The organism is Paenibacillus sp. FSL L8-0333, from assembly GCF_037965665.1.
Lineage (GTDB): Bacteria > Bacillota > Bacilli > Paenibacillales > Paenibacillaceae > Paenibacillus_AQ > Paenibacillus_AQ odorifer.
The window spans coordinates 4,687,599-4,712,648 of the sequence record NZ_CP150186.1; the positions used below are offsets into that span (position 1 = coordinate 4,687,599).

Annotated in this window: 24 protein-coding genes and 1 riboswitch; of the genes, 3 read left to right on the forward strand and 21 right to left on the reverse strand. The window is 44.8% G+C overall.

The genetic code is table 11. The annotated features are described in order from the left end of the window. Positions 1-56: 56 nt before the first annotated feature. The 19 genes from NYE72_RS21035 to mscL form a co-directional block, all read right to left on the reverse strand. Entirely contained in the window at positions 57-1,493 is a 1,437-nt protein-coding gene (locus NYE72_RS21035; RefSeq protein ID WP_036676176.1) for an ATP-binding protein, read from the reverse strand. Beyond that, the gene (locus NYE72_RS21040; RefSeq protein WP_036676174.1) at positions 1,494-2,210 is read right to left on the reverse strand and encodes a response regulator transcription factor; all 717 of its coding nucleotides are present in this window, start codon (positions 2,208-2,210) and stop codon (positions 1,494-1,496) included. It lies immediately after the preceding gene. 76 nt (positions 2,211-2,286) lie between these two features. Then, positions 2,287-3,549, reverse strand: coding sequence for a cytochrome c biogenesis protein CcsA (gene ccsA / locus NYE72_RS21045; protein WP_036676173.1), 1,263 nt, complete (start codon positions 3,547-3,549; stop codon positions 2,287-2,289). Further along, positions 3,546-5,231, reverse strand: a complete 1,686-nt coding sequence (locus NYE72_RS21050) for a cytochrome c biogenesis protein ResB (protein ID WP_076141320.1) — start codon at positions 5,229-5,231, stop codon at positions 3,546-3,548. The genes ccsA and NYE72_RS21050 overlap by 4 nt, the downstream gene beginning before the upstream one ends. Beyond that, on the reverse strand, positions 5,231-5,752 hold the full coding sequence (locus NYE72_RS21055; RefSeq protein WP_038572444.1) for a redoxin domain-containing protein: 522 nt from the start codon (positions 5,750-5,752) through the stop codon (positions 5,231-5,233). The genes NYE72_RS21050 and NYE72_RS21055 overlap by 1 nt, the downstream gene beginning before the upstream one ends. 120 nt (positions 5,753-5,872) lie before the next feature. Beyond that, on the reverse strand, positions 5,873-6,631 hold the full coding sequence (locus tag NYE72_RS21060; protein WP_036676166.1) for a pseudouridine synthase: 759 nt from the start codon (positions 6,629-6,631) through the stop codon (positions 5,873-5,875). A gap of 20 nt (positions 6,632-6,651) precedes the next feature. After that, positions 6,652-6,996, reverse strand: coding sequence for an N-acetylmuramoyl-L-alanine amidase (locus NYE72_RS21065; RefSeq protein WP_036676164.1), 345 nt, complete (start codon positions 6,994-6,996; stop codon positions 6,652-6,654). Between the two features lie 60 nt (positions 6,997-7,056). Further along, the gene (locus NYE72_RS21070; protein ID WP_036676158.1) at positions 7,057-7,590 is read right to left on the reverse strand and encodes a spore maturation protein; all 534 of its coding nucleotides are present in this window, start codon (positions 7,588-7,590) and stop codon (positions 7,057-7,059) included. Positions 7,591-7,597: 7 nt separating this feature from the next. Next, positions 7,598-8,263, reverse strand: coding sequence for a nucleoside recognition domain-containing protein (locus NYE72_RS21075; protein ID WP_036676157.1), 666 nt, complete (start codon positions 8,261-8,263; stop codon positions 7,598-7,600). A gap of 36 nt (positions 8,264-8,299) precedes the next feature. Then, on the reverse strand, positions 8,300-9,499 hold the full coding sequence (locus NYE72_RS21080) for a D-alanyl-D-alanine carboxypeptidase family protein (RefSeq protein ID WP_170914204.1): 1,200 nt from the start codon (positions 9,497-9,499) through the stop codon (positions 8,300-8,302). A gap of 250 nt (positions 9,500-9,749) precedes the next feature. Then, positions 9,750-10,238 (reverse strand): GerW family sporulation protein, encoded by a 489-nt coding sequence (gene ytfJ, locus NYE72_RS21085; protein ID WP_036676154.1) that lies wholly within the window; start codon positions 10,236-10,238, stop codon positions 9,750-9,752. Positions 10,239-10,327: 89 nt separating this feature from the next. Continuing rightward, positions 10,328-11,035: a DUF2953 domain-containing protein gene (locus NYE72_RS21090; RefSeq protein WP_036676152.1), complete on the reverse strand. Its 708-nt coding sequence runs from the start codon at positions 11,033-11,035 to the stop codon at positions 10,328-10,330. 181 nt (positions 11,036-11,216) lie between these two features. Further along, on the reverse strand, positions 11,217-11,819 hold the full coding sequence (gene scpB, locus NYE72_RS21095; RefSeq protein WP_076141321.1) for an SMC-Scp complex subunit ScpB: 603 nt from the start codon (positions 11,817-11,819) through the stop codon (positions 11,217-11,219). Beyond that, positions 11,788-12,579, reverse strand: a complete 792-nt coding sequence (locus NYE72_RS21100) for a segregation/condensation protein A (RefSeq protein ID WP_036676147.1) — start codon at positions 12,577-12,579, stop codon at positions 11,788-11,790. Before NYE72_RS21100 ends, scpB begins: the two co-directional genes overlap by 32 nt. A gap of 136 nt (positions 12,580-12,715) precedes the next feature. Next, positions 12,716-13,183, reverse strand: a complete 468-nt coding sequence (ribE, locus tag NYE72_RS21105) for a 6,7-dimethyl-8-ribityllumazine synthase (RefSeq protein WP_036676377.1) — start codon at positions 13,181-13,183, stop codon at positions 12,716-12,718. Between the two features lie 36 nt (positions 13,184-13,219). Next, on the reverse strand, positions 13,220-14,473 hold the full coding sequence (locus tag NYE72_RS21110) for a bifunctional 3,4-dihydroxy-2-butanone-4-phosphate synthase/GTP cyclohydrolase II (RefSeq protein WP_051490904.1): 1,254 nt from the start codon (positions 14,471-14,473) through the stop codon (positions 13,220-13,222). Positions 14,474-14,535: 62 nt separating this feature from the next. Beyond that, entirely contained in the window at positions 14,536-15,204 is a 669-nt protein-coding gene (locus NYE72_RS21115) for a riboflavin synthase (protein WP_036676145.1), read from the reverse strand. 54 nt (positions 15,205-15,258) lie between these two features. Further along, a complete protein-coding gene (gene ribD, locus NYE72_RS21120; RefSeq protein ID WP_076141322.1) occupies positions 15,259-16,359 on the reverse strand; it encodes a bifunctional diaminohydroxyphosphoribosylaminopyrimidine deaminase/5-amino-6-(5-phosphoribosylamino)uracil reductase RibD in 1,101 nt (366 codons plus the stop codon). 219 nt (positions 16,360-16,578) lie between these two features. Continuing rightward, positions 16,579-16,752, reverse strand: a riboswitch (FMN riboswitch). A gap of 188 nt (positions 16,753-16,940) precedes the next feature. Continuing rightward, on the reverse strand, positions 16,941-17,336 hold the full coding sequence (mscL, locus tag NYE72_RS21125) for a large-conductance mechanosensitive channel protein MscL (RefSeq protein WP_036676141.1): 396 nt from the start codon (positions 17,334-17,336) through the stop codon (positions 16,941-16,943). A gap of 459 nt (positions 17,337-17,795) precedes the next feature. On the opposite strand from mscL, the gene NYE72_RS21130 reads away from it, so the two are divergent. Both NYE72_RS21130 and NYE72_RS21135 read left to right on the forward strand, forming a co-directional pair. Further along, positions 17,796-18,506 carry a response regulator transcription factor gene (locus tag NYE72_RS21130; protein ID WP_036676140.1) on the forward strand — a complete coding sequence of 237 codons (711 nt, stop codon included), beginning with the start codon at positions 17,796-17,798 and terminating at the stop codon, positions 18,504-18,506. Beyond that, on the forward strand, positions 18,503-19,606 hold the full coding sequence (locus tag NYE72_RS21135) for a HAMP domain-containing sensor histidine kinase (protein ID WP_038572451.1): 1,104 nt from the start codon (positions 18,503-18,505) through the stop codon (positions 19,604-19,606). The genes NYE72_RS21130 and NYE72_RS21135 overlap by 4 nt, the downstream gene beginning before the upstream one ends. A gap of 404 nt (positions 19,607-20,010) precedes the next feature. On the opposite strand, the gene NYE72_RS21140 is transcribed toward NYE72_RS21135, so the two are convergent. After that, entirely contained in the window at positions 20,011-23,478 is a 3,468-nt protein-coding gene (locus NYE72_RS21140; RefSeq protein ID WP_076141323.1) for a collagen binding domain-containing protein, read from the reverse strand. Between the two features lie 243 nt (positions 23,479-23,721). On the opposite strand from NYE72_RS21140, the gene NYE72_RS21145 reads away from it, so the two are divergent. Further along, positions 23,722-24,477, forward strand: a complete 756-nt coding sequence (locus NYE72_RS21145) for a TIGR02206 family membrane protein (protein ID WP_076141324.1) — start codon at positions 23,722-23,724, stop codon at positions 24,475-24,477. Between the two features lie 55 nt (positions 24,478-24,532). Here the strand turns inward: NYE72_RS21145 and NYE72_RS21150 are convergent, their stop codons facing one another. Next, complete coding sequence (locus tag NYE72_RS21150) at positions 24,533-24,964, reverse strand: peptidylprolyl isomerase (protein WP_036676135.1); 432 nt, start codon at positions 24,962-24,964, stop codon at positions 24,533-24,535. Between the last annotated feature and the right edge of the window lie 86 nt (positions 24,965-25,050).

A 25,050-nucleotide genomic window follows, 5' to 3' on the forward strand; every position in this document is an offset into this window, starting at 1 on the left:
GTTTCAACAAAAAGCACCTCTGCTGTCAGAGGCGCTATCACACATTGTGTTTGGAATTACTGTTTTTCGACAGGAAGTCTTAGCGTAAAGGTTGTACTTTCGCCTAGTTTGCTTGAAGCGGAGATGGTCCCGTGATGCGACTCTACAATATTTTTAACAATCGCAAGCCCAAGTCCTGTTCCACCTGATTCTCCCCGTACACGCGCCTTATCAGCTTTGTAGAAGCGGTCGAATATATACGGCAGATCCTCTGGTGGAATTCCCACCCCTTCATCCTGAATTTTAATCTCAAGATAACGACGACCTTCTAATACACAAGTTCCTGTATGAACTGTGATTTTTTTGCCACCCTGTGTGTGGCGGAAAGCATTATCGAGTAAATTGGTTAGGACTTGTTCCAGTTTATCCTCATCCGCTGCCTTCAGAACAGCAATATCGCTCTGTTGCTGCAAGTGAAGATGGATATCGCGCTCTTTGGCACGTACAGAAAATTTACGGTAGACTCGTTCCAGCAGTTCATTCATGTCCACCTGAGCTTTCATCATATCCGTATGTCCGGCTTCCATTCGGGCAAGATCAAGCAAATCCTTAACCAGACGCCCCATACGCAGTGATTCGTCATGAATGACCTGGATCAGCTCACTGCTTTCTTCGGGGGATGAAGCCATCCCGTCCAATAAAGCCTCACTGTACCCTTGCATCATCGACAACGGAGTGCGTATTTCATGGGAGACGTTAGCAACGAAGTCTCTGCGCATCTTTTCCAGACGCACCTCTTCCGTCACATCCCGCAGTACAGCAACTACTCCCCGGATGCTGCCTTCAGAATATAATGGTGCCATATGAACAGACCAGACGCCCTGCCGCACATGTACATTGGAGCGGTCATCGCCACCTTGTTTCAGGGTGCTTAAAAATAAAGGACGCAGGGGAGGCGGAACACTGCTCTCAGACGTTTCGGGATGGAGCTCAGCATCACTCGCATGTTCCCACTGCAAATCGCTCCAGCTCTCTAGCAGAGCTTGGCCGTGCGGATTGGTCAAAATAATCTGCCCTTCAATATCAAAGGTGATCACAGCATCGCTCATACTGCGCAGTACGCTAGATAAATGCCCCTTCTCATGATGCAGACTGCGAATATTCTCTTCAAGCTCCTCAGCCATATGGTTAAAGGAAGTCGCCAACTGGCCAATTTCATCACTTGTGACAAGCGTAAGCCTTGTTCCGTATTCTCCCCGGCGAATGTTATTCGCAGCTTCAATGACACGCTGCATCGGCTGAGTGATTTTGGTAAACAAAAATAACGCAAAAAATGTAGTCAAAGAAAATCCGATCATACAAGTATACATAAATAAACGTTTGATATCTCCGGAATTGGCAAAGTTACTGTCTATGTAGGGAAGCAAAAATAACCCCAAGGTAATAAGTACGACAGCGACCAGGCAGATGATCGTAACCCACAGTTTGCCGACAAGACTTCTCCAGAAGTTCACTTATTTAGGTACCTCTAGTTTGTAGCCTACGCCCCATACGGTCGTAATCATCGCTGCGGATTCCGGTGATACTTTATTCAGTTTTTCACGAAGGCGTTTTACGTGAGTATCTACAGTACGCAAATCTCCGAAAAATTCATAATTCCAGACATCCTTAAGCAGTTCTTCACGAGAAAATACTTTATCCGGCGAAATAGCCAAATAATGCAGAAGTTCATATTCTTTAGGTGTCAAACTCACTTCTTCACCACCAGCAGTCACACGGTGAGCATCATGCTCAATAATAAGATGAGTAAATACAATGTTATTGCTGGAATTGCTCTCCTTGGACAAGAAAGCAGTTGCCGAAGAACGGCGCATAATAGCCTTCACCCGGTAAATGACTTCACGTGGACTGAAGGGCTTCACAACGTAATCGTCTGCGCCCATCTCAAAGCCCTGAACACGGTTGATCTCTTCGCCTTTAGCTGTAAGCATTAACACCGGTGTTGACTTCACTCCTCTGAGTCTTGTCAGCACTTCCATCCCATCGATGCCAGGCAGCATAACATCCAGCAATATTAGACCGTAGTCATTTGCTGTTGCTTTACGAAGAGCGATTTCTCCGTCTTCCGCTTCATCGATTTCATAACCTTCTTTTTCAAGATACATCTTTAGCAGGCGGCGAATACGTTCCTCATCATCCACTACCAGAATTCTGTTTAAATGATCTGCCATTTCACTACAACCCCTTCATCAATACAGTAGAACGTAATCTTTAAACCATTGTGCAACGTTAACAGGTAAACTATGCTCAGTCCGTCCCCGCGTAAGAATGAAGTCCGGCGATGACTAAATTAACGCCAACCAGAGTAAACATTACGACCAGGAAGCCAAGCACAGCCAGCCAGGCAGATTTTCTTCCTTGCCATCCACGAGCCAAACGTAAATGAAGATAAGCGCTATAGAAGAGCCAAGTGACAAGCGCCCAGACTTCCTTAGGATCCCATCCCCAGAATCTTCCCCAAGCGATTTGCGCCCATATCATTGCAAAGATCAAAGCGCCTAATGTGAAAATAGGAAAGCCAATGGCTATCGCCCTATACGTAATCTCATCTAGATCGCCCTCATCAATTCCGTCCATCACTGGGTGTAAAGCAGTGCCCAGCGGTTTACGTACGATCAAGCGAAGAACTCCGTAGAGGATTAATCCGGAAAGGAGTGACCAAATTACAGTATTAAACTTCCGTCCAGCATTTACACCATTCATCCAAGATGGTGCCTCAAAGAGTGGTTCTTTTATGCCAAGAAACGACTGGAAGCTCTCAATTTCGCTATTGTGAGGTGCCACAATCGGCGGCATTCGATAACTCACTTTCTCTATTGTACTATTTTCCTGCCCGGGGCTGTCAATCGTAACGTTCGGACGGACAAAAACAGTTTCGTAGCCTGCTCCGCGGAATGCAAAAACAGAACCCAGAAACCCAATTATAACAATGATTGAAAAGAGAGTAAATTCGACCAGCCTCTGTTGCTTGCGATCCGCCTTCTCTTTACTGGAAAAATTGACTGTTCGCAGCAGATACATCAGTCCCGCCGCAAACCCTACTGCGAAGAAGGATTCACCTAGTGCAGCCAGTGTTACGTGAATCTTTAAATAGTTCGATTGAAGAGATGGAATCAGCGGCTGTACTTCCTGTGGAAATACTGCGGCATAAGCCATCACAATAATACTGATTGGAACTGCAAAGAGACCCAAGATTACCTTACGATAAATAGCGTACATCACAGTAAAGGCAACCATGACCATCATCGATAAAAAAGTCATGAACTCGTACATGTTGCTGACCGGAATATGCCCTGAGCCCGCCCAACGTGTAAAGAAATAAATAAGATGAAAGATAAGACCTATTGAAGAGAAAATAAAAGCAATTTTGCCCCAACGTGCGGTATGTTCCTCCGGCTTGCGGCCTGACCACTTGCGACCCATGATGGCGATAGTGAATAACATAAACGAACCGCTGTATAATAAAAATGCGGCAATAAAGACAGCGCTGCTGATGTCGAGCAAGCTCATGAAAGGCCTCCTCCATTATCTAATGATTTTTCATCGACTACCAGATCTACTTTTTCTAAAATAGAAACGATCTCACGGCGGAAACCGAACCAGTTCTTGTTCGTATGTCCTCCGAGGATAAGCTCCCCGTTAGCAACGGTAAGCCAGATACGTCTATGCTGCCAGTAGAAGCCAAGCACTAAACCCAGCATCACGATTGCTGCACCTAGCCATACAAACGGCATTGCACGATCAATACGTATATTCAAGTAAGTAGTCGATTCCGAAAAATCAACGTCGCTCATGTTGTCCACTTCAAGCTCAAGAAATCTATTGCTCCCGCCAAGCTTATCGTTAATGGCAGCCTGTTGAAACTGCGTCTTATCCACCTGTTTAGGAAAATAGAAATACTGCTGCCCTTCCGCCGGGAGATCCGGACCTTGTATCAGGAACAAAAAAGCAGGTGCATTCGGATAAGGTGATTTGGAAATCGGCTGTCCATCCTCATTTAGACCAAAATCCATATACTTTTCTTTCAAAGTTAAAGTATAAGGACCCGCCTGAATTGCCCGCGGAGGATTCTTCATGTCCAGCTTAAATTTGCCGAACGCCTCGCCAGTGGTGGAATTCTTAAGCTCAGGCTGTACCGAACGCAGCACCGGGGTCAGATCATAATCAAACTGATACGCTTTCAATCCTTTATAATCCAAAGGTGAATTTACTTGGATATCATGTTTCGTCACCTCGGATAGCTGTGGTTCCTTCGATGGGTCTCCACAATCCGCGGTGCATTCATAAAGCACAGCTTGGGTCTGGAATAGCTTTGGAAGTATTTTTTTGCCACGAAATTCCTCAGGCATCTCTTCCTCCGTATAAAACTCCACGGTGAATTTCTCATTTTTCAAATAATAGGTGGTGTCCGGAATCTGTGTGATCTCCCCTTGCGGGAAAGCAAGATGCTGATCCATGTTCAGTCCCGGCAATCCTCTTGCTAATACAGCAAGTAAAAAAATAATTAAGCCAATATGTATTACATAAGGTCCCCAGCGGCTGAAGCGATGTTTCTCTGCCAGCAGAGCCCCTCCATCCGTCTTCACGCGATAGCCCTTTTTACGCATTGGCTGAATTACCCGGGCTACCCAAGCTTCTGGTTCCTCTTGTACTTCAGTCACTAACACAGCTTTTTGCCGAGTTAAGAACTGGCGATGTTTCCGAATCTTCTGCCTGGTTAAGGCCTTATAGAGCGGAAGTACTCGATCCAAGCTACAGATCACAAGTGAAGCGCCGATCATTACGAGTAGAGTTACAAACCACCAGGATTCGTATGTATGTGAAAGTCCAAGTTTGTGATAAATATATCCGGCTGTTCCGTACTCTTGCTTGTAATAAATTGAGGCATCAATATTAAGAAAAGTACTCTCCTGCGGGAAAATCGTCCCTAACATAGAGCCTATAAGTGTCAACACAATCAGATAGATCGCTATTTTGACGGAAGAGAAAAAGTTCCACACCCGATCAATAATCCCCGGGTTAACGCGCTGAGAACGGCGAGCTACGCCATCGTAACGCATTTCCAAATTCTCGCCCCAGTCTGATTCTTTACCCAACGGCTTCCCGCATGCTTCGCATAAAACAGTGCCTACAGGGTTCTGGTGACCACATTCACATTTGGTATTGGTTATAAATGCCTCGCGTTCACTCATCAATCCACCAGCTTCCCAATTTGATCATCAAGTGAATTCAAATCAAGCTGGCCGATATGAATGTTGTCAATTTTACCCTTGGAATTAATGAATAAGGTAGTTGGCAGCGGAGAAATACCATAACTTCGTACAGCATCACGTCCAGTGTCCATCAAAATCGGAAAATCGATGTTTACTTGCTTCACAAAATTCTCGACAGTCATCCGGTCTTCGCCCACATTAATGCCTAAGACCACTACGTCCTTGTCCTTCCATTTCTCCCATTGCGCTTGGAGAGCCGGCATTTCTTTGACACAAGGTGCACACCAAGAGCCCCAGAAATTAAGCACAATAGTCTTGCCCTTATATTCGTCTAGGGTATGAGCCAGACCGTCAAGCCCAAGCAAATCAAAGGAAGGTGCTTTGCTCCCTTCCTCTGGTTTGCCGCTTCCCCCAAATACAGAGGAACCGATGGCATAACCGCCCACTATAACAATTAGAAACAGAATCACGATTTGAATTGGTTTTCTTGCTTTACCCACACGTAAAGCCCCCTTCTGTGACGCAACTCATACTTATGTTGTAAGGTGTGAACATCCTATGAACATTATAGCGAATTTCGTCACAGCTTTAGGGGGTTTAATTGTGAATATTCTGTGTCTTTATGACTCTTTACGTGGAGTTCTTTCTTTAAGCAATCCTGCTTTGGCAATTTGCTGCAGATGGTTAATTTCATCCTTGGTCAAATGACGGTATGAGCCACGTTTGAGATTTTGCAGCATAATATCCCCGAATGAAATCCGTTTCAGACGGAGTACGGGGTGTGAAATCGCATCAAACATGCGTCGTACCTGACGATTACGTCCTTCGTGAATCGTGATGCTGATTACCGCTTCTTTATTTGCTTCATCAATATCCTTGTACTCTACTTCCGCAGGCGCTGTCATGCCATCTTCCAGCTTAATGCCAGCTTTCAGCTTGTCCAATGCAGTACCATGCGGTATACCCTTGACCGTAGCATGATACGTCTTAGGTACATGGTGCTTCGGATGGGTTAGCAAGTTAGCAAAGTCCCCATCATTTGTCAGCAGCAGCAAACCTTCCGTATCGTAATCGAGCCGGCCTACAGGGTAAACCCGTTCAGTAATTCCTTTTAGGTAGTCAGTTACAACCTTACGACCCTTTGGATCGGAAGCGCTTGTGATAACTCCCTTAGGTTTGTTGAACATAATATAGATTTTGTTCTCGCCCCGGATCAGTCTACCGGAAACTTTAATAATATCTGTTGCGGGGTCCACCTTCGTGCCAAGCGTAGTTACGAGTTCCCCGTTGACTTCCACTTTACCGGCCAAAATCATTTCTTCACACTTACGTCTGGACGCCACACCGGCCTGCGCCAAAATTTTCTGTAATCTTTCCATATTCGACTAGTCACCTCAGATCAATGATAACCATCAGAGGGATAAATCACAAGTTCATTCCAAGGAAAAAATGCTCCTGGGCAGGAATTATTGTGGGGTTCGATGATTAAAGGGGAGATTTGGTAGCGTTCTACTAATTCTAAAACGAGTTTAGCCGTTGCAAAAAGCTGCTCCTTCCTTCCGGATATTGGAGGATCGCCCACTTCCTTACCAAAATCACCTTCCAAACAAATATGAATATACTCCGGATCTGTCAGTAGCGGTGCTGCATAAATTGCGCCATCCACTCCTACCCAGAAGTCAAAACCTTTACCGTTAATGGATGTACAGCTAGAATGATGCAGAATAAAACCTTTATAGTTCATTGCGGAATGCCCCCCTCCACATTGCTGCAATAGCATATGTTCAGGGGGGCAATGGGGTGACTATCCAAATAATAGCAGACACACAGCGATCGCAGCGACAAAGCCGACAACATCGGAGAACAGACCAACCTTAAGCGCATAACGGCCATTCCGTACGCCTACAGCCCCAAAGTAAACGGTCAAAACATAAAGCGTTGTATCTGTGCTCCCCTGTATGGTGGAAGCAATCATACCAATTAAAGAATCCGGGCCATGCACACGGATCAGATCCGTAGTGTAGGCAAGCGACCCAGTCCCCGTAAGCGGCCGCAGAAGACCAAGCGGCAATACTTCGGCAGGAACACCAAGCCCACGCAGGGCAGGGGAAATGAAACCCATGAAAAAGTCCAGCGCACCAGAAGCGCGAAAAACACTGATCGCAACCAGCATCCCCACAAGATGGGGAATAATCGCAATGGCCGTGCCAAACCCATCTTTCGCGCCTTCAACAAAGGATTCGTAGACTGGCACTTTGCGCGTAAAAGCATAGAGCGGGATGAACGTGATCATGACCGGAATCGCCCATGCCGATATGAGACTGATGAACTGGTACAAATCACGTTCACCCTTTCAATGAGGAATTAGGGAGTGTTGTCTTCGTCAAAGGAGGAACCCCAGACTTTGCTGAAGGGGGCTTCGGCGGTTTGCGCAGTAAAGTCAGCCTTCGGAAAAACCGGTCTGCCGCAATCGCTGCAAGTGTCGCCACGGCCGTTGCTGCAAGTGTTGTACCTACTATGCCTGCGGGATCGGCTGAACCATAGTTTAACCGGATGGCAATCAGTGTGGCTGGGATAAGCGTAATGCTTGCTGTGTTAAGTGCTAGAAGAGTACACATGGCTGGTGTGGCGGTCTCTTTATCAGGGTTGAGCTTTTGCAGCTCCTGCATCGCCTTGATGCCCATTGGCGTTGCGGCATTGCCTAGTCCCAGCAGATTAGCACTCATATTGGAGAGAATATATCCAATGGCAGGATGCCCTTTCGGCACATCAGGAAATAAAAAAGCTACGACAGGGCCAAGCACCTTGGCAATCTTTTTAAGCAAACCTGCATCTTCTGCTATCTTCATGATTCCAAGCCAGAACACAAGCACACTGATTAAGCCAAAACTTACCGTTACCCCACTCTTGGCTCCGTCGAATACGGCGGCTGTAAACTCATCCATTCTGCCGTTAACGGCGGCGAACAGAAAACCGATGATGATCATTCCTAGCCAAATCCCGTTAATCATGGATACGCCTCCTTCTTCATTCATCAGCCCATTTTCTTATTTCGAACTCGCTCCCATTTCAAATAAAGCTTTCAGCGCACTACCCAGCGCCTGGAACCAATTATTTGCCGGATAAGCCTGTGCTAGAGTAGGACTGTACTTTTTCATATAAGCAGATTGCTCAGGAGGCAGGTTCTCAGGAGTATACACCGGCACGCGGCCTATTTCTTTCCCGCCCAGCTCCAGCACAAGCGCCCCTTGCAATCCAAAATTTGCTCGCGTAGCTTCGGCTGAAGCCGTTTCCTTCTGATTTAAAACAAGTTTCGTAATCACTCTATTTTGTTCACCTTGTCCAAGTGGATAGGCAAAGGTTTTGGAGGTTACAAAGTTATAGCCCGTCAAGGCATCCCCACGTTCGATCAATGTTTTGAGCGGATAGTGATTAAACCCGAAGTTTAGCAGGGAAGCATGATCATTCCAGTCATCGCCGTCATTTATAGTTACTGCGACAAGCTGCTGGCCGTTTCTGGTGGCAGAGCTGACAAGGCAGCGCAGTGCTTTTTTGGTATAACCTGTCTTAACACCGTCCGCTCCCTCGTATAAATACAGCATCTTATTTTTGTTTCTCCATTTGTAATCCCATTTCTCATTTGGATTGTCTGCAGTTTTCTCCTGCGTCTTCACAATTTCTTTAAATACAGGATTATGAAGAGCATAAGCGGTCAGAACAGCCAAGTCGTTAGCACTTGAATAATGCCCTTCAGCGTCAAGACCATGGGGATTAGCAAAATGAGTATGGGTTAGCCCTAGCTCCTCAGCCTTAGCGTTCATAAGGTATACAAAACCTTCCTCAGAACCACCGATATGCTCAGCGATCGCCGTTGCTGCATCATTCCCTGAGCGCAGCATCAGGCCATACAGCATATTTTCCAGCGTCATCTCTTCCCCCTGCTGCAAGTAAATAGAAGAGCCTTCTTTCGCATAGGCATTTTTTCCTACTTTGACTTTAGAGGCTAAATCACCATTCTCAATGGCGACGAGGGCGGTCATAATTTTGGTCAAGCTGGCAATAAGCATAGGCTCATCCCCACGGCTGCTGTACAAAATACGCCCGGATTCCACATCAATCAGTGCCGCTGCTCTTGCATGTGTAGAGATAGAGCTGTTCTCGGCCTGAATTGAAGATAGCGGCGCCAGAAGCAGCAGCGAAAGGCACAATATTAAGGCGAATGGCCATTTACGGGTTATTGTCTTCATGTTCATCCTCCGGCTTCTTATCGGATCTTAAGTAAAAGTGTTTATGTTGTACAAGTGTATGCGGACCAGCCTTAGGGTATGTCCACTCCTTGGGATGTTCCACACAAAATATCCCCACAATGTGAGGCCTTGCTTCGATATTTTTTCAGGTAATTTGCGGGGACCAAAATATACTTTCTGATACGTCAAAAAAGGGACACCGCCTGATGTATGGCGATATCCCCGAGGCTATTTGTAGAATTATGTGTACCTAATGAGTTGAAGATTGAGATGTACTTGGATCGGTTTTAACAGGTGCTGCTGCTGGTGTGGCAGGTGTTGGCGGCGTTTGAGCTGCAGCATTGCTGGTTTGGAACATGGTTTGAATTTTGTCGATGAGCCCTGGTGTTGCGTCGATGATTTTTTCGAATAGGTGAGTTTGATTGTCCAGAGGGACAATATTCACTCCATCCTTACCTACCACTAAAAAAGCGATCGGTCGAATGGAGACGCCTCCCCCGCTACCTCCACCAAATGGAAGCATTTTGACTCCACCTTGGGAGCTTGAACCACTTATAGAATCTTCTACTCGATAATCACTACCACCAGCAGCAAATCCAAAGGCAACTTTACTGATAGGCAGGATGATGCTGCCGTCAGGAGTTTGTACTGGATCTCCGACAATGGTATTCACATCTACCATGCCCTTGATATTTTCCATCGCTGTTTGCATTAGGCCTTGAATAGGATGGTCGCTCATATTGTTTCCTCCTTTAATTGAGTACGATTTCTCTTTCTTCTACAGCGTATATCATCCCCACTTCCGCCCATTTGTATGTAACTTTCATTTTAAACTTTCCCATGTGGCTCCTGACGCATCTGTTTCAGCAGATTTCTCCAATGGCCGATCCCACCTTTTTCACGCAAGACACGCCGAGATAGCCGCATTAAGGCATACAAAGTATAGCCGACTGAGATTTTCCCCTTACAGACAAACTCCATTGCAAAACAAAGCTCATCTTCAAAAACAGGCTTAACAAAAATTCGAGGGTGCTGCTGCAATTTCACCCACTGTGAAATAAAACCAACAATACTCCACTTCAGGCCCCAAACCGCTCCCGATGCGGTCGCAGTATCTGCTGCATCACCAAGAGAGAAATCGGTGGACCAATCGAGCTTTGATATTTTCACATGAGCTACAGTCTCTTTTAACCATTCCTTCAACCCGCGTGTAGATTTTACAGCTTGGTTAACATTGTCGCGCCAGTGCATTACTCTTTCTTTATCGAATATCTCTTCTTTTACGGTATCTACACCTGTCGTCGCAGTCCCTGTCTCTTTAAACTTTCCCCACACACCCTGCTCCAATCCCTTAAAGACCAATTGGGGAAGTTCATAGTGAAGCTTTATCAGACCAAAAAGAGAGGTAATATCTAATTCGAGCAGGTCATTTTTTCCATGTTTATAACACCGTATGCGGAAATCGATAGATGAAGACAGGACCAGGATCATTGCCAGTACAAGCAAAACGAGGGGAATTGCAAGCCATAACGTCACGTATTTACCTCCAAGAAACCTTAATAATGGGAACCTTTGGTTTAGTATGGCAATTTAAGCTGGAAAAAATTCGGGGTTTGTATAAAAAATATAAGCTTAAATAAAAATAGGGACTGTCCCAAACCACATAAATGGTTTAAGGGCAGTCCCTTCAATACAATTATTAGCGTTCTCGTACGAACTAAGGCAGCTCGACATCCTCAAAAGTCATTTGAGTATCCAGCTTATTGAACAATAGCTGTGTCTCTTCTTCCAAATTATCCGTGGACTCAAAGTTTGTTGGTTCCGGCAGATCCTTTAGACTGGCAAGACCAAAGCTCTCCAAGAAGGATTTAGTCGTCCCGTACAGAATTGGCCGGCCTACCGCTTCCGCACGACCAACCTCATGAATCAAATCCTTGTTATTCAGCGTATGAATTGCGCGTTCCGACTTCACACCCCGGATTTCTTCAATCTCCACCCGCGTAATCGGTTGGCGATAAGCCACGATTGCGAGAGTCTCTAAGGCAGCCTGAGACAAGGTTGATCTGGATGGTGAATAGGCCAGACGCTCAAAATAGTGGACATGATCAGGCAATGTAGCCAGCCGATAGTTCCCGGCAATTTGCACTACCTGTAAGCCCCGCTCCTGTGCTACATAATCTTCTTTCAGTTCCTCTAATGCTCCGGCCGCAAGCTCTGGGCGCTGTTCCGTAATTTCAGCCACTTGGCGTACAGAGATTCCTTCATCCCCTGATAGAAACAGCAGGCCCTCAATAATCGATTTCAGCGTTTTGTAATCCATTGAAGTGTTCTCCTCCTCTCCACTCCATTACGATGTCATCAAACAATTTCTCTTGGTAGCAAAAAATCGCCTTCATTTTCATCAGTTCCAGAATCGCAAGAAAAGTAACTACGATTTCGTGCCGTGCCATTTCATCGTGAAGCAGTGCGGAGAAATGCAGCTTACCGCCTGTTCCTCTGCGCTGCAGCGCATCTGATACATCACGTATACGATCTTTTACCGATATTTCATCCCGGGTGATCCGCTGGTAAGAAGACCTTCTGGCAGCCTTACTTAGCGCTTTACGAAAAGCGGCTATTAAGTCTGAGGTATGTAGTCCTTTTAGCGTTTGATCAATCTCTTCTGGCACGAATGGACCCAAATCCTCAGGCTCCTTCGTAAAAATCAAGCTCCGCTCGCTCTCCATATCCATTAGATGTACAGCAATACTCTTGAACTTACGATACTCAATCAGTCGCTGAACAAGTTCAGCTCGTGGATCAAATTCATCCTCTTCGTAATATTCAAAATCATCGATCTCAATGACCGGTGGTTTGGGCAGCAATAGCTTGCTCTTTATAGATAAAAGGGTAGCGGCCATCACGAGAAATTCACTCGTAATATCCAATTCAAGCTCCTGCATGCTACGCAGGTATTCCATATACTGTTCGGTGATCTCGGCGACCGGAATGTCCTGGATGTCGATTTCCGCCTTATCAATTAAATGCAAGAGCAGATCCAGCGGACCTTCAAACGTCTCCAGCTTGTACAATACAGTCACGAAGCATCCTCCCGCCAAAAAAAGTAAAGTGCAGCGCCCGTCTGGACGCTACACAAGTAGAAAGGGCTCTTATAATCCATGCTTTCTTCTTATACTATAAATAAGCACGAATTCGACTGATTCGTCAATAGCTGACTTACTTAAACAGTTTGTTAAGATTCGCCATTTCAATCGCAGCAGTCGCAGCATCCCAACCTTTATTGCCTGCTTTAGTTCCTGAACGCTCGATGGCCTGTTCAATATTTTCAGTAGTAACTACGCCAAAAATGGTCGGCACGCCGGTCTTAAGATTGATAGCGGCTACTCCTTTGGCAACTTCATTACATACATAATCATAGTGTGTAGTGGAACCACGGATAACCGTTCCTAAGGTAATTACAGCGTCGTATTTGCCGCTTTCAGCCATTTTTTGCGCGATCAATGGAATTTCAAATACCCCTGGAACCCAAGCAACATCCACTTCATCATCACCGACACCATGGCGTTTAAAGGCATCGAGTGCACCTGACAAAAGCTTGCTGGTAATAAATTCATTAAAACGTCCTACAACAACTCCGTATTTTAACCCCTCAGAAACTAAGTGTCCTTCTAAATATTTCGGCATATCCATCATCTACCCTTCGTTTTTTATAATGTATGGTTAAGCTTTCGAATCCTCATTTTGTTCAATATCGTCAAAAGACAGCATATGTCCAAGCTTCGCTTGCTTCGTGTGGAGATAGTTGGTGTTGTCCTTGTTCTCCGGCATTTGTATCGGCACGCGCTCAACGACTTCCAATCCATAACCCTCCAGCCCTTTGATCTTACGTGGGTTGTTCGTGAGCAGACGGATTTGGCGCACACCCAGATCCTTCAGAATCTGTGCTCCAATTCCATAGTCACGCAGATCTGCTGGAAAACCAAGCTTTAGATTCGCATCTACAGTGTCAAGACCTTCCTCTTGCAGCTTGTAAGCCCGAAGCTTATTGATAAGGCCAATGCCTCTGCCTTCTTGGCGCATATAGAGCAACACGCCCCTGCCGGCAGTTTCGATCTGCCGCAGTGCAGCTTCAAATTGCGGGCCGCAATCGCAACGATGGGAGTGGAATACATCACCAGTCAGGCATTCGGAATGTACACGTACAAGCACTGGCTCATCGCCGGAAATATCGCCTTTTACCAAAGCTACATGCTCTTTATCATCGACTTCATTTGTATAAGCAATGGTCTGGAAATCCCCAAAATCGGTAGGAAGACGTACTGAAACCTCGCGAGTAACGAGTTGTTCTTTTTCATTGCGATAATGAATAAGATCCTTGATACTGATCAGCTTAAGATCATGCTTGCGGGCAATTTCGATTAGATCAGGTAAGCGGGCCATTGAGCCATCTTCCTTGATAATCTCGCAAATGACACTGGCTGGATAAGCGCCACACATCCGCGCTAGATCAACAGCAGCCTCCGTATGTCCGGAGCGGCGCAGAACGCCACCTTTTTTCGCAATCAGCGGGAACATATGCCCCGGTCTGCGGAAATCAGCAGGTTTCGCTTTTGGATCGATCATGGCCTTAACGGTCAAAGATCTTTCCCCCGCAGAGATCCCAGTGGTTGTATCAATATGGTCAACAGATACGGTAAAAGCCGTACCGTGATTATCGGTATTGTGGGTTACCATGGCTTGCAGTTCAAGTTCTGCCGCACGCTCCTGGGTAATAGGCATACAAACCAATCCACGTCCCTCAGTAATCATAAAATTGATGACCTCTGGTGTCGCCCGTTCAGCAAGGGCTATAAAATCCCCTTCATTCTCACGATCTTCATCATCCACTACAATGATGACTTTACCGCGCATTAAGTCATATATAGCATCTTCAATCGGATCCAAGACACTTTCCTTTTTCGATTGCTCGCTCATGATCCTATCCTCCTAAAAGCTTTACGAAAGATTATTCCCTTCTTCGTAAGCAAACTCTTTATTTAAACAAACCCGTTCGCCGCCAAAAAATCATGACTAATCCCAGAGCGGCTCTCGCCTTCTTCATCTTGGGCGGCTGAGCCATAATGCAATAAATGATCTACATATTTGCCAAGTACGTCACACTCGATATTTACACTATCCCCGGCCCGTTTGTGCGTCAGAACTGTTTCCCCTAACGTATGCGGAATAATGGACACTGCCAGCGATGAGGCCGTAGTCTTCACTACAGTTAAACTAATGCCGTCGATCGTGATCGATCCCTTAGGGATAATATATTTAAATAGTGATTTACGATCCGGTGCAATCTCGAATACGACAGCATTTTGATCACGTTTTACACTCTTAATAATGCCAGTGCCATCAACATGTCCTTGAACAATATGTCCTCCAAAACGCCCGCCAGCTGCCATCGCTCGTTCCAGATTCATCCGGCTGCCGGGCTTCAGTTCCTTCAGGTTGCTATTCCGGTAGGTCTGTGGCATTACATCCACTGTAAAGGAATGATCGCCCAAAGTTGTCGCCGTAAGGCAAACCCCATTGACGGACACACTGTCACCGATTTTTAGATCATCCATGATGACCGAAGCGGCAATATTCAGCACCATCATTTCCCCACCGGCGGAGACACTGCGCAAAACACCAACCTCTTCAATTAATCCGGTGAACATGATATCCCTCCTAAAAAGCATTACTTCCTCAAATTCACTTCGCTTAAAACTTTTTTAGCGTACCGGAGTACCGCTGATACATACATTATCTCCTAGCACTTTTACTTCCAATCCTTCAAGTGAGATCGCATCCTTCATCAGCTCTACACCCGGGAATACGAAAGTCCCTTTCGCTTCTGTACCACCACCGACAATTTTTGGAGCGAAGAAGAGAATCACACGATCCACTAGCCCGCTTTCCAGCATCGCACCGTTCAGCGTTCCCCCGCCTTCAAGCAAAATAGAGCCAATTTCCATTTCGCCAAGGGATATCATGGCCGCCTTCAGATCCACTCTTGGACCTGCTCCGCACACAACGATTTGAACACCTGCTTTCAGCAGTGCAGCCTTCTTAGCAGGATCTGCAGCATCGGTTGTTACAATAAGAGTAGGCGCTAGGCCATCACATACAACTGCCGAATCCAGAGGAATACGTAGCCCGGAATCAATGATGATCCGCGTCGGGTTAATGCCGGGCACTTCTGTTCTTGTTGTCAGAGAGGGATTATCAGCAATCACTGTATTCACACCGACCATGATGCCCTGATGCCGATGCCGCAGCGTATGTACGATCTCCCGCGCTTCCCCATTCGAAATCCATTTACTGTCACCAGATTTGGTAGCCAGATTGCCATCAAGCGTGCTAGCACTCTTCAGCGTAACAAAAGGTTGTTTTGTCAAAATATATTTGATAAAACGCTCATTCAATCGAAACGCGCGATCACGCAGCAAACCAACTTCGACCTCAATCCCTTGGTCACGCAGCATTTGGATTCCTCTTCCTGCCACCTGAGGGTTCGGGTCTTCACAAGCAACTACAACCCTAGCTACCCCTTCATCGATCAGCCTTTGGCTGCAAGGTGGAGTTTTTCCATAATGGCTGCACGGTTCTAGTGTGACATATGCGGTACTGCCCTGTGCCTGCCCAGCTGCCATATTCAAAGCGTGCACCTCGGCATGCCCCGTACCGCGCTGCAAATGAGTTCCGAGTCCAATCATTGCTCCATTCTTCACCACAACGCAGCCAACAACAGGGTTAATTCCCGTTTGCCCTTGGGCACGTTCTGCCATATCCAATGCTAGCGACATATAAAACTCATCATTCATGTTCTCCATCTCTTCCTCCTATCCACTGCTGTCTATTCTTAAGCTAAAAAAAACAGAAAAACCCATCTCATTCTCCAGGAGGAGTTCAAGATGGGTTATGCGAGAGTTAATCGGCAGTCCAAATAAAAGTGTGCTTAAATAGCCGTCAATCGACGGGTATTGTGAAATATCGCACATAATTATATGAAAACACTGCGATCCGCCAGTCCATTGCAGACAAGCGGTCAACCTCTCCTTCTTCCATCCAGACTATACTGTCGGTCCCGGAATTTCACCAGGTCCACCGTTCGCGTCAACAACGCGAGCCGGGTAGCGGACTGAGCACTGTAGATGAACTTAATAAGTTACTTCTACAACAGCATCACCGCCGGTAGGGAATTACACCCTGCCCTGAAGGATTGATCCTTTATTTAATTGAGGTTCAAGTTTTCCTTACTAACAAAATTATCACTTACACCAGCGAAATGCAAGTGCGTTTATTATATTTACTTAAAATTTGTAACTAGATTATAGATTGTACTGAGTTTATAAAAGGAAACCAAGAAGCGCCAGGGCAAGGACTCCTGGCGCTTCTTGGTTATATTTCATGATTACAAACCACGTTCTTGTTGTTTCAAAAGATCACGAATTTCCGTAAGCAGCACGATATCCTCTGCAGGTGCTGGAGTCTCCACCACTTCAACTTTAACGGCTTCTTTACGCTGAAATTTATTGGCCAGCTTGATAACCAGAAAAATGGAAAATGAAATAATAAAGAAATCCACAACCGATTGTAAAAATAGTCCATAAGGTATTTTCAGGTCCGTACTGACTTCAAGCACCCGATCCTTCAAATCTATCCCACCAGTAAGCAAACCTGCAATTGGCATAATAATGTCATTTACTAATGAAGTTACAATCTTTCCGAATGCAGCTCCAATAATGACCGCAACCGCTAAATCAAGAACATTTCCTTTCAAGGCAAAAGCTTTAAATTCCTTCCACATATTCCAAATTACCCCCAACATATTTAATTTGAAATTATTATAGCATAGTAGCTTCCTAATTCTTAAGACTTGTTAAGAAACTATTAAGTTTCCCTTTACTTTTATCTGCCAGCGTTGTTAAGAAGTCTCCTGTTAAATAGGGTTTAAGCACTACAAGGAAGGAAGATTTCTATCATGACAACTCTTAAAAAAGATTCCAGAACTGCATGTTAGGGGCATGGCTGGGAATGTATTATCCACAGATCAAAACATGGATTGAGGCACAGCGATCAGAGCAAGCTAAAAAGAAAAAACAAACTGGCATAATGCTGTGGGCGATTTGGTCTTTATTCCACTAATTTATGAGCTGCTATACAGTTCCTTTGCCTTCACCGGTCTTCAAATGAGGCTTCCAAACAAGAAAATGTTGTATACTTCTTATAGCAAGATTGCTTTACAAGCAAGAAAGGACGCTGAGAAATGCACAACGCAACGCTGCTATTGGTGGACGACGAAGCCGAGATTATTAAACTAATGCAGATCTATCTGGAGAACGAGGGCTACCGGCTGTTAACTGCCAGAGACGGGCTGGAAGCACTCGAAATTATCAATAGAGAGACTATAGACCTAATGGTTCTTGATATCATGATGCCTAATATGGACGGCATTGAGGCTTGTATTAAAATTCGTGAAACGCAAAAATTTCCGATCATCATGTTATCTGCTAAAGGGCAGGAACTTGATAAAATCACCGGACTTAGCGTAGGTGCAGATGATTATGTTACGAAACCTTTTAGTCCGCTGGAGTTAGTTGCCCGTGTTAAATCCCAGCTGCGCAGAACTCGAAATTACATGGCAGATCTAAACGCCAAACAGGATGAAATCATCATTGATGGCTTGGTTATTAATTCGGTTACGCATGAAGTTAGTGTGGATGATCAGCCAGTTAAACTTACCCCGCGAGAATTTGCGATTCTAGAGCTGCTCGCCCGTAATAGAGGACAAGTCCTAAGCATGGAGCAGATCTACGCCAAAGTATGGAAAGAACAATTCCTGGAAAGCACCAATACACTCATGGTGCATATTCGTAAAATCAGAGAAAAAATAGAAGAAGATCCGCGTAAACCACAATACTTAAAAACGGTATGGGGCGTTGGCTACAAACTGGAAAAAGGAGGTCCTTCTAGTTGAACTTTAAACGATTCGATACCCTATCCTGGAAAATAGTTGGCTTCAGCTTAACAAGCCTAGCACTCACCGCTTTAATCTTAATGGGCAGCTATTATGGCACTTCACTATTGCTGTGGTTAAATCCTTCGCGCTCCTTTTGGGGAGTCAGACTCATTCTCTGGGTGATCAATACTATTGGATCGACGCCAGTTGTAATTCTTATAGGGATTCCTTTATTTATTTTTTTCATCCTAAAACTGTCCAGAAATACAACTAAGAATCTTCATAACATTACGAGCGGAGTTCAGGCCATTGCGGATGGCAATTTGTCTTTCAAGGTGCCGGTATCAGGTACGGATGAACTCGGAAAGCTCGCTGAAAATATGAACACAATGGCTAGCAAGCTAAAATCTGCTATAGAGGAAGAACGAGCCGCTGCAAAAGCCAAAAATGACCTAATCACAGGTGTGTCCCATGACCTCCGAACCCCACTAACCTCTGTTCTCGGATTCCTTGAATATGTGGAGAGGGATCGTTATAAAAACGAGGTTGAGCTGCGTTATTATGTGAATATTGCCTATGAGAAATCTCTGACTCTTAAAAAGCTAATCGACGATTTATTTGAATACACACGCGTCAGCAGCAGCGGATTACCGCTAAATATTGAGCCTGTAGATCTCGGCAAGCTGCTCGAACAGCTGATTGAGGAATTTGCACCCGTACTGGAACAAGCAGATATGATCTACCGCATTCATACGGATACAGCTCCTCTGATCATCAACGGAGATGCGGACGAGCTGGTGCGATTGTATGAGAACCTATTTACCAATGCCGTAAGATACGGAAAGGAAGGAAAAATTCTAGACATTTCTGTTGTTAGAAAAGACGGTAGAATAGTTGCTGTATGTACGAATTATGGTACTCCTATCCCTGCATCCGACCTCCCCCACTTATTTAAACGCTTTTATCGTGTCGATAAATCCCGCTCCCGAGAGACAGGCGGAAGTGGCTTAGGGCTCGCCATAGCCAAGAGTATTGCAGAGCTTCACGGCGGAACCATTACAGCCAAAAGCACACGCAAACAAACTGAATTTGAAACCTCTTTCCCTGTGAGCGAATGATGCTTGCAGGGATTTTTTGTACAATCTCATCCATTAAGAAAATGATAAGATTTCATAACATAAAGCCTTAAGATCTCTGACTTATAGTGATTTCATACCAACTCTGCTATAAGTGAGGAATTCCTCTAATATTATTATCCATCTTATTTAACTATGCTAGGGGCCATTTCATTCATACCGCGACAGCTAAGCATCGCCGACCACTACTGATCTTTAGCTTAAGCACGCCGAGAACACCGTTACTATGACTGTGGGCAGTGTCAAAGCACTCGTGAACGGGAAAGCTCTCACCATTGATGCTGCGCCGCTACTGCCAGGAGGAAAAGTTTTAGTCCCGGTACACTTAAGAATCAGCCATAAATTTTTCAAAAAAAGCACAAAAGCTTAAATCACACTAATCTCAATCACTCCGTCTTACCCCTACGTCTAAATACTCGGTTCAAAACAAAGCCTATCGTTATCAACCCAATTCCCGACAGATACAGTGGCATTGGACTATTCTCACCTGTCTTCGGCAGCTGAGGAGCAACCGAAGTGCTATTGTTCACCGTACCCTTTGGTACTTCTTCATCATCGATATCAACTTCTCCTAATGGAATTTCTTCTTCGGTAATCTCTTGCTCAGGAGTTCCCTCATCGGTTGATGTCGCGGATCCTAGATCGGCGGCAATTCCAGGACCAGCAGGAACAGCTGGATCATTAATAATTACCCCTGGTACGGGCGAACTTGTAGACGTGGGTACCACCGAACCTCCAGATGTGCTGCTTGTAGGGATTGGTGTAGGTGCAGCAGTCGCTTCTGGTGATGGAGAAACCGTCGGTTCTGGCGTTGTTGATGGTGCAGGTGTTACGGTTGGCTCTGGTGTTGTTGTTGGAGCATCGGTTGGTTCTGGTGTTGCCGTAGGCGTTGGCTCCACTGCTTTTTGATTCGTAATCACCAGTTGAATCGCTGACGAGGAACGAATCTCCACTGGATGCTCGGATGTATCGAGCACGTAACCATTTGGAGCTGCTGTCTCCACCAATACATAGCTACCCAGCCATATTTTATTGAATGTAGCTGTACCCTCTGCATCTGTAGTTAGACTGTTAATCAATACACGTTCCGCTCCATTTAGTCGATACAATGCAAAAGTCGCATCACCAAGCGCTTTTAAGTTATCTTCAGCATCTAGCTTCTTAATATTGAGGGTGCCTCTAACCCCGCTGCCTGTGCCAGAACCGCTGGAGACCCCGACAATAATTTCTTTGGAGGTCTCTTTACTTATTTCGCTGCCGTTAAAACCACTGAAATGTACAGTATTTATTACTTTGTCTCCAGTGTTAGCCACAATCAGGGATTGATATTCGAGAATGTAAGCCCTGCTGATTTCCTTGGCAAAGCTTAACTCAAAGGATTGTTTTCCATCGGCATCCGTTGTAATAACTACGCTATAATCAACACCCTGAATCAATTCAGGGCCGCTTTTCGTGATATCTCCGTTCACAGCTACAGCCGTAGGATATAGATGGAATGAATTCTGCAGCAAAATTTGATTAGCACTAGGAGTATCTTTGATTAAAGCATCCTTTACAGTAGACTGCCCCCGGTTAATTTGCAGGCTCCAGTCGATTTTATCCCCGTTTTGTGTGCCGTCCTTCAGCACATAATCCTCTCCAAAAGGAATTTTTACGGAGGCGGTCAAATCTTTGGAAACCACTTTTGTTCCATCATAGAGATTAGCTTTATTATCAATAGTAGTGCCTATTATTTGCCCTTCAAGACTTGTGTTAAATTCAATGTAGAAAGCGGAGTTAATCGTATCTGTAAAAATGACCTTTAATTCATTATCGCTATTTAAGCTATAGGTATATTTATTACGATTCACTTCTCCACCCTTGGTAGGATCACCATTCTTTGCAATATTCATAGTGTAAACTTTAAGTGAACCAGGAACCAAGGTCTGGCCTGATTTTAAAATATCTGCAAGCGCCGGAGCTTCGAGGGTTTTGCCGTTATAATTGGCGCCTATCGTCCAAGTAATTTCTTTAGTTGAAGCATCGTAGGCTCCCCCTTTAAATCCATTGTTTTTCGCTTCAGGTCTAGGAATGAATAACCCTTCTGCTTCTATCGTGCGTAAGGCTTCAGTAGAGTCCATCCAGTCTAAGCGAACTTTGTTGTTGAAACTTTCAGTTTTAGCCCAAATCCAATCCTTGTTAAATTCTGTAGAATAGCTAATCGTGTAAAGACCAGATATCGGTGAATTAAACACTACCTTGAAGCCTTTATTAGGCTCGACAGGTGAGTTGTATACTAGATTATAGTTATTCGGATTTAAAACATTTCCATTCAGATTTCTAATCACCAGTGATTCCGGAATAAACTTTAGGCCGCCAAATGGGAAGGATTCGGTAACTGCAACATGGCTCATCGGGTAATTGTCACTATTCAATGTGACCTTCCAGCCCAATGTTTTATTCTGATAATCTACGGTTGATAAAGTCTTATAAAGAATGGAAGACCGGATTAATCGGGTAGCCTGATTACTATACGTACTATCGGAGACTGTATTAGTTATGGTGACATCCTCAAACACGCGCTTTATCGCTTTTGTCTTATATTCGATTCGATATGGTGAAGTAACATCGTGTACAAATTGCAATACAAATCCAGCCTTATGAACGTCTGAGGTGGAAACAACCGTGTAGTCAACATCCTTTGTCAAAACATTGCCTAACGTTGCACCACCGGAAGAATCCAGCTGCACAGCATATACTTTTAATGAATCGGCTACCAGCTCTTGAGAATCATCGAACAAATCTGTTAACACAGCGTTTCCTTGCGGGATGTTCTTTTCACTGTAGTTATATTCAATTGCCCAGGAAATGATCTGCTTGCCCCCATCATAGCTTGTGGAATACTTTTTCAAGCTTCCTCCACGTTCTACATTCACTGTGGCAGAGGAGCTGGCAGGCTCTTGCCCATCTCCTGAAAAAGTTGCAGTATTGGTGAAGCTTAGCCGATGGTCATTAGTAATCCCTGTGGAATATACAATACGGTAAGCCTCTTTAATCACAGGCTCCGTAAAACGGACAATCAGTGACCCTCCGGAGAGCTCTGCAGAGTATTCGCTTGTGTCGAGCAATGCTCCTTCCGTTACTGAACCATCCAATTGAATGCTCAGTTGATACACGCTCACAGTGACTGGAGTATTTAATGATAAGCCTGAAGGGATGGGGTCCGTCACAATGGCATTCCCCACGGCTTCCAAAGACTTATTGACATCAACAGTCCATAATATTTGGTTCGCATTGAAGCCTCCGGGAATACCTCTCTTCTCTATAGTCGATCCAACACTTGGTTTAAAATTCACTGTCACTGTCTGAATACCGCCGCTCACGGGAAATAAAATATTCTGAATAGTACTGCCCGAGATTTTCTGTTTATCGAATTTAGTATTTAACCGCAGCGTTCCCTGCACGTCATCATGCGTTTCTATGTAGTCATTAAAAGTCATTATCACTTCATGTGAAATTTGCCTGACTTCAAAGCTCCCTACATCTCCATCCTCAGAGACCAACGGTCCGTTAAAATCATTAAATAGCTGGAACTGTTCTGGAAGCTGAAAAGTAAAAGTGTCACCTTGCTTGTAATTATGATTTTTAGGAAGAGACCAATTATAATCCAAGGTAACATTAGCATCTTGTTCGTATACGCTATTCGTGACTGTGATTCCATCCGGCCCGTAAACAGCCATCGAAACACTGGTGATGATATTTCTTTCGTCATCAATCGCAGCCGCTTTTACTTGCGGAGCAAATCCGATGCCATAGGCATATTGTGCCACAAGCATCAAAATAATGACCATTACACTTATTTTTTTCTTAAACATGTTCTTTTTGCCTCCATTTTCTTCTTCTAATTGTTTTCCACCCCTGTTTGTTCAAAAGCTTCATATGTAATTCCGCACCCAGCGCCCCATCTTATGTTAATATAATGAAAAGTCTTCCTTATGTGGTGGAGTTGACAGAACATATACATATATACCCAATTTATGGATATCTAGAATCAATATTATTAAAATTCTCAAACTTTATTTTTGATGGATGTTTTCACGTTCAAAGGAGGTTTGTCTATGCAGCTTTCATCTTTTTTTGATCGCCAGCACGCGGAGGATTTCATCATGTTCTCATCTTCGCATTGGGTTGCGCTGTCTATCATTACGTTAAGTTGTCTACTGCTCTATAGCTTACGGTTTGAAATTCGTGCAGATTCAAGACTTCGGCAAAGTGTGCGTTTGCTGCTAATCATTCTACTTGTAGTCTCAGAAGCCGGGCTGCAAATGTGGTACATCTCTCAGAACTTCTGGCGCTCCAGCTCCTCATTACCGTTCGAGCTCTGTGGAATCACTCTACTGCTGTCTATTATCATGTTAATTTCACGCAGTCGAACCCTTTATTCCTTTCTCTACTTTGCCGGGATCGGCGGAGCATTTATTGCGTTGCTTACCCCTAACCTAGTTTATCCGTTCCCTCATTTCCGCTTTCTCCTGTTTTTTATAGCTCATGGTTCTATTATTCTGGCGTCTCTTTATATGACCTGGATTGAGGGCTACAAGCCGACTTGGAGATCGTTACTCATCACCATGCTTGGCCTCAATATTGTGGCTGCCTGCATCTGGACTGCTAATTACTTCCTAGGCTCAAACTACATGTTCCTATCCCAGAAGCCTAGCACCTATTCCGTATTGGATTATTTTGGACCTTATCCTTATTACCTGCTTGTTGAAGAGCTGTTTGCCTTCACTGTGTTTCTTGCCATGTATTTGATATTCTTCTGGCTGCCAGAACGGCGCAATTCGCGGCGTACACAGGTTAGGCGGATTCTTTAACAACACAAAAAAGCCAGCCCCGATATTCGGAGACTGGCTTTTTAACTATTAAATCTTAAGCTTCGATGATTTCTACCGAAGTCATTTTGTCGCGTCCTTTGAAAGCATCAACAAGATCCATGCCTTCTACTACTTTACCAAACACAGTGTGTACTCCATCCAAGTGTGGTTGTGGAGCGTAGCAGATGTAGAACTGGCTTCCGCCTGTGTTCTTACCCGCATGTGCCATAGCAAGTGTTCCACGTTCGTGTTTGTTTGGGTTAATTTCGCAGTTGATTGTGTATCCTGGACCGCCAGATCCAGTTCCGTTAGGGCATCCGCCTTGAGCAACGAAACCAGGGATAACACGGTGGAATGTTAATCCGTTGTAGAAACCTTCTTTTGCCAGCTTTTCAAAGTTGGCTACAGTGTTAGGTGCATCTTGATCGAACAAGTCCAGCAGCACTACGCCGCCATTTTCTAGAGTGATTTTCGCTTGCTTTGCCATATGTAAATGACCCCTTTCAAAATTAACAAATTTAGAATACCTCAATTATATTACTATGAAACCACGCACAAAGCAAAGCAAGCAGG

Coding starts and splice junctions, on each gene's coding strand:
- NYE72_RS21075 (WP_036676157.1), bottom strand. CDS start 8,263: ATGATTAACGGGATTTGGCTAGGAATGATCATCATCGGTTTTCTGTTC.
- NYE72_RS21145 (WP_076141324.1), top strand. CDS start 23,722: ATGCAGCTTTCATCTTTTTTTGATCGCCAGCACGCGGAGGATTTCATC.
- ccsA (WP_036676173.1), bottom strand. CDS start 3,549: ATGAGCTTGCTCGACATCAGCAGCGCTGTCTTTATTGCCGCATTTTTA.
- NYE72_RS21040 (WP_036676174.1), bottom strand. CDS start 2,210: ATGGCAGATCATTTAAACAGAATTCTGGTAGTGGATGATGAGGAACGT.
- NYE72_RS21115 (WP_036676145.1), bottom strand. CDS start 15,204: ATGTTCACCGGATTAATTGAAGAGGTTGGTGTTTTGCGCAGTGTCTCC.
- ribD (WP_076141322.1), bottom strand. CDS start 16,359: ATGGAGAACATGAATGATGAGTTTTATATGTCGCTAGCATTGGATATG.
- ytfJ (WP_036676154.1), bottom strand. CDS start 10,238: ATGAGCGACCATCCTATTCAAGGCCTAATGCAAACAGCGATGGAAAAT.
- mscL (WP_036676141.1), bottom strand. CDS start 17,336: ATGTGGAAGGAATTTAAAGCTTTTGCCTTGAAAGGAAATGTTCTTGAT.
- NYE72_RS21065 (WP_036676164.1), bottom strand. CDS start 6,996: ATGAACTATAAAGGTTTTATTCTGCATCATTCTAGCTGTACATCCATT.
- NYE72_RS21130 (WP_036676140.1), top strand. CDS start 17,796: ATGCACAACGCAACGCTGCTATTGGTGGACGACGAAGCCGAGATTATT.
- scpB (WP_076141321.1), bottom strand. CDS start 11,819: ATGGATTACAAAACGCTGAAATCGATTATTGAGGGCCTGCTGTTTCTA.
- NYE72_RS21150 (WP_036676135.1), bottom strand. CDS start 24,964: ATGGCAAAGCAAGCGAAAATCACTCTAGAAAATGGCGGCGTAGTGCTG.
- ribE (WP_036676377.1), bottom strand. CDS start 13,183: ATGCCGAAATATTTAGAAGGACACTTAGTTTCTGAGGGGTTAAAATAC.
- NYE72_RS21080 (WP_170914204.1), bottom strand. CDS start 9,499: ATGAAGACAATAACCCGTAAATGGCCATTCGCCTTAATATTGTGCCTT.
- NYE72_RS21050 (WP_076141320.1), bottom strand. CDS start 5,231: ATGAGTGAACGCGAGGCATTTATAACCAATACCAAATGTGAATGTGGT.
- NYE72_RS21060 (WP_036676166.1), bottom strand. CDS start 6,631: ATGGAAAGATTACAGAAAATTTTGGCGCAGGCCGGTGTGGCGTCCAGA.
- NYE72_RS21110 (WP_051490904.1), bottom strand. CDS start 14,473: ATGAGCGAGCAATCGAAAAAGGAAAGTGTCTTGGATCCGATTGAAGAT.
- NYE72_RS21140 (WP_076141323.1), bottom strand. CDS start 23,478: ATGTTTAAGAAAAAAATAAGTGTAATGGTCATTATTTTGATGCTTGTG.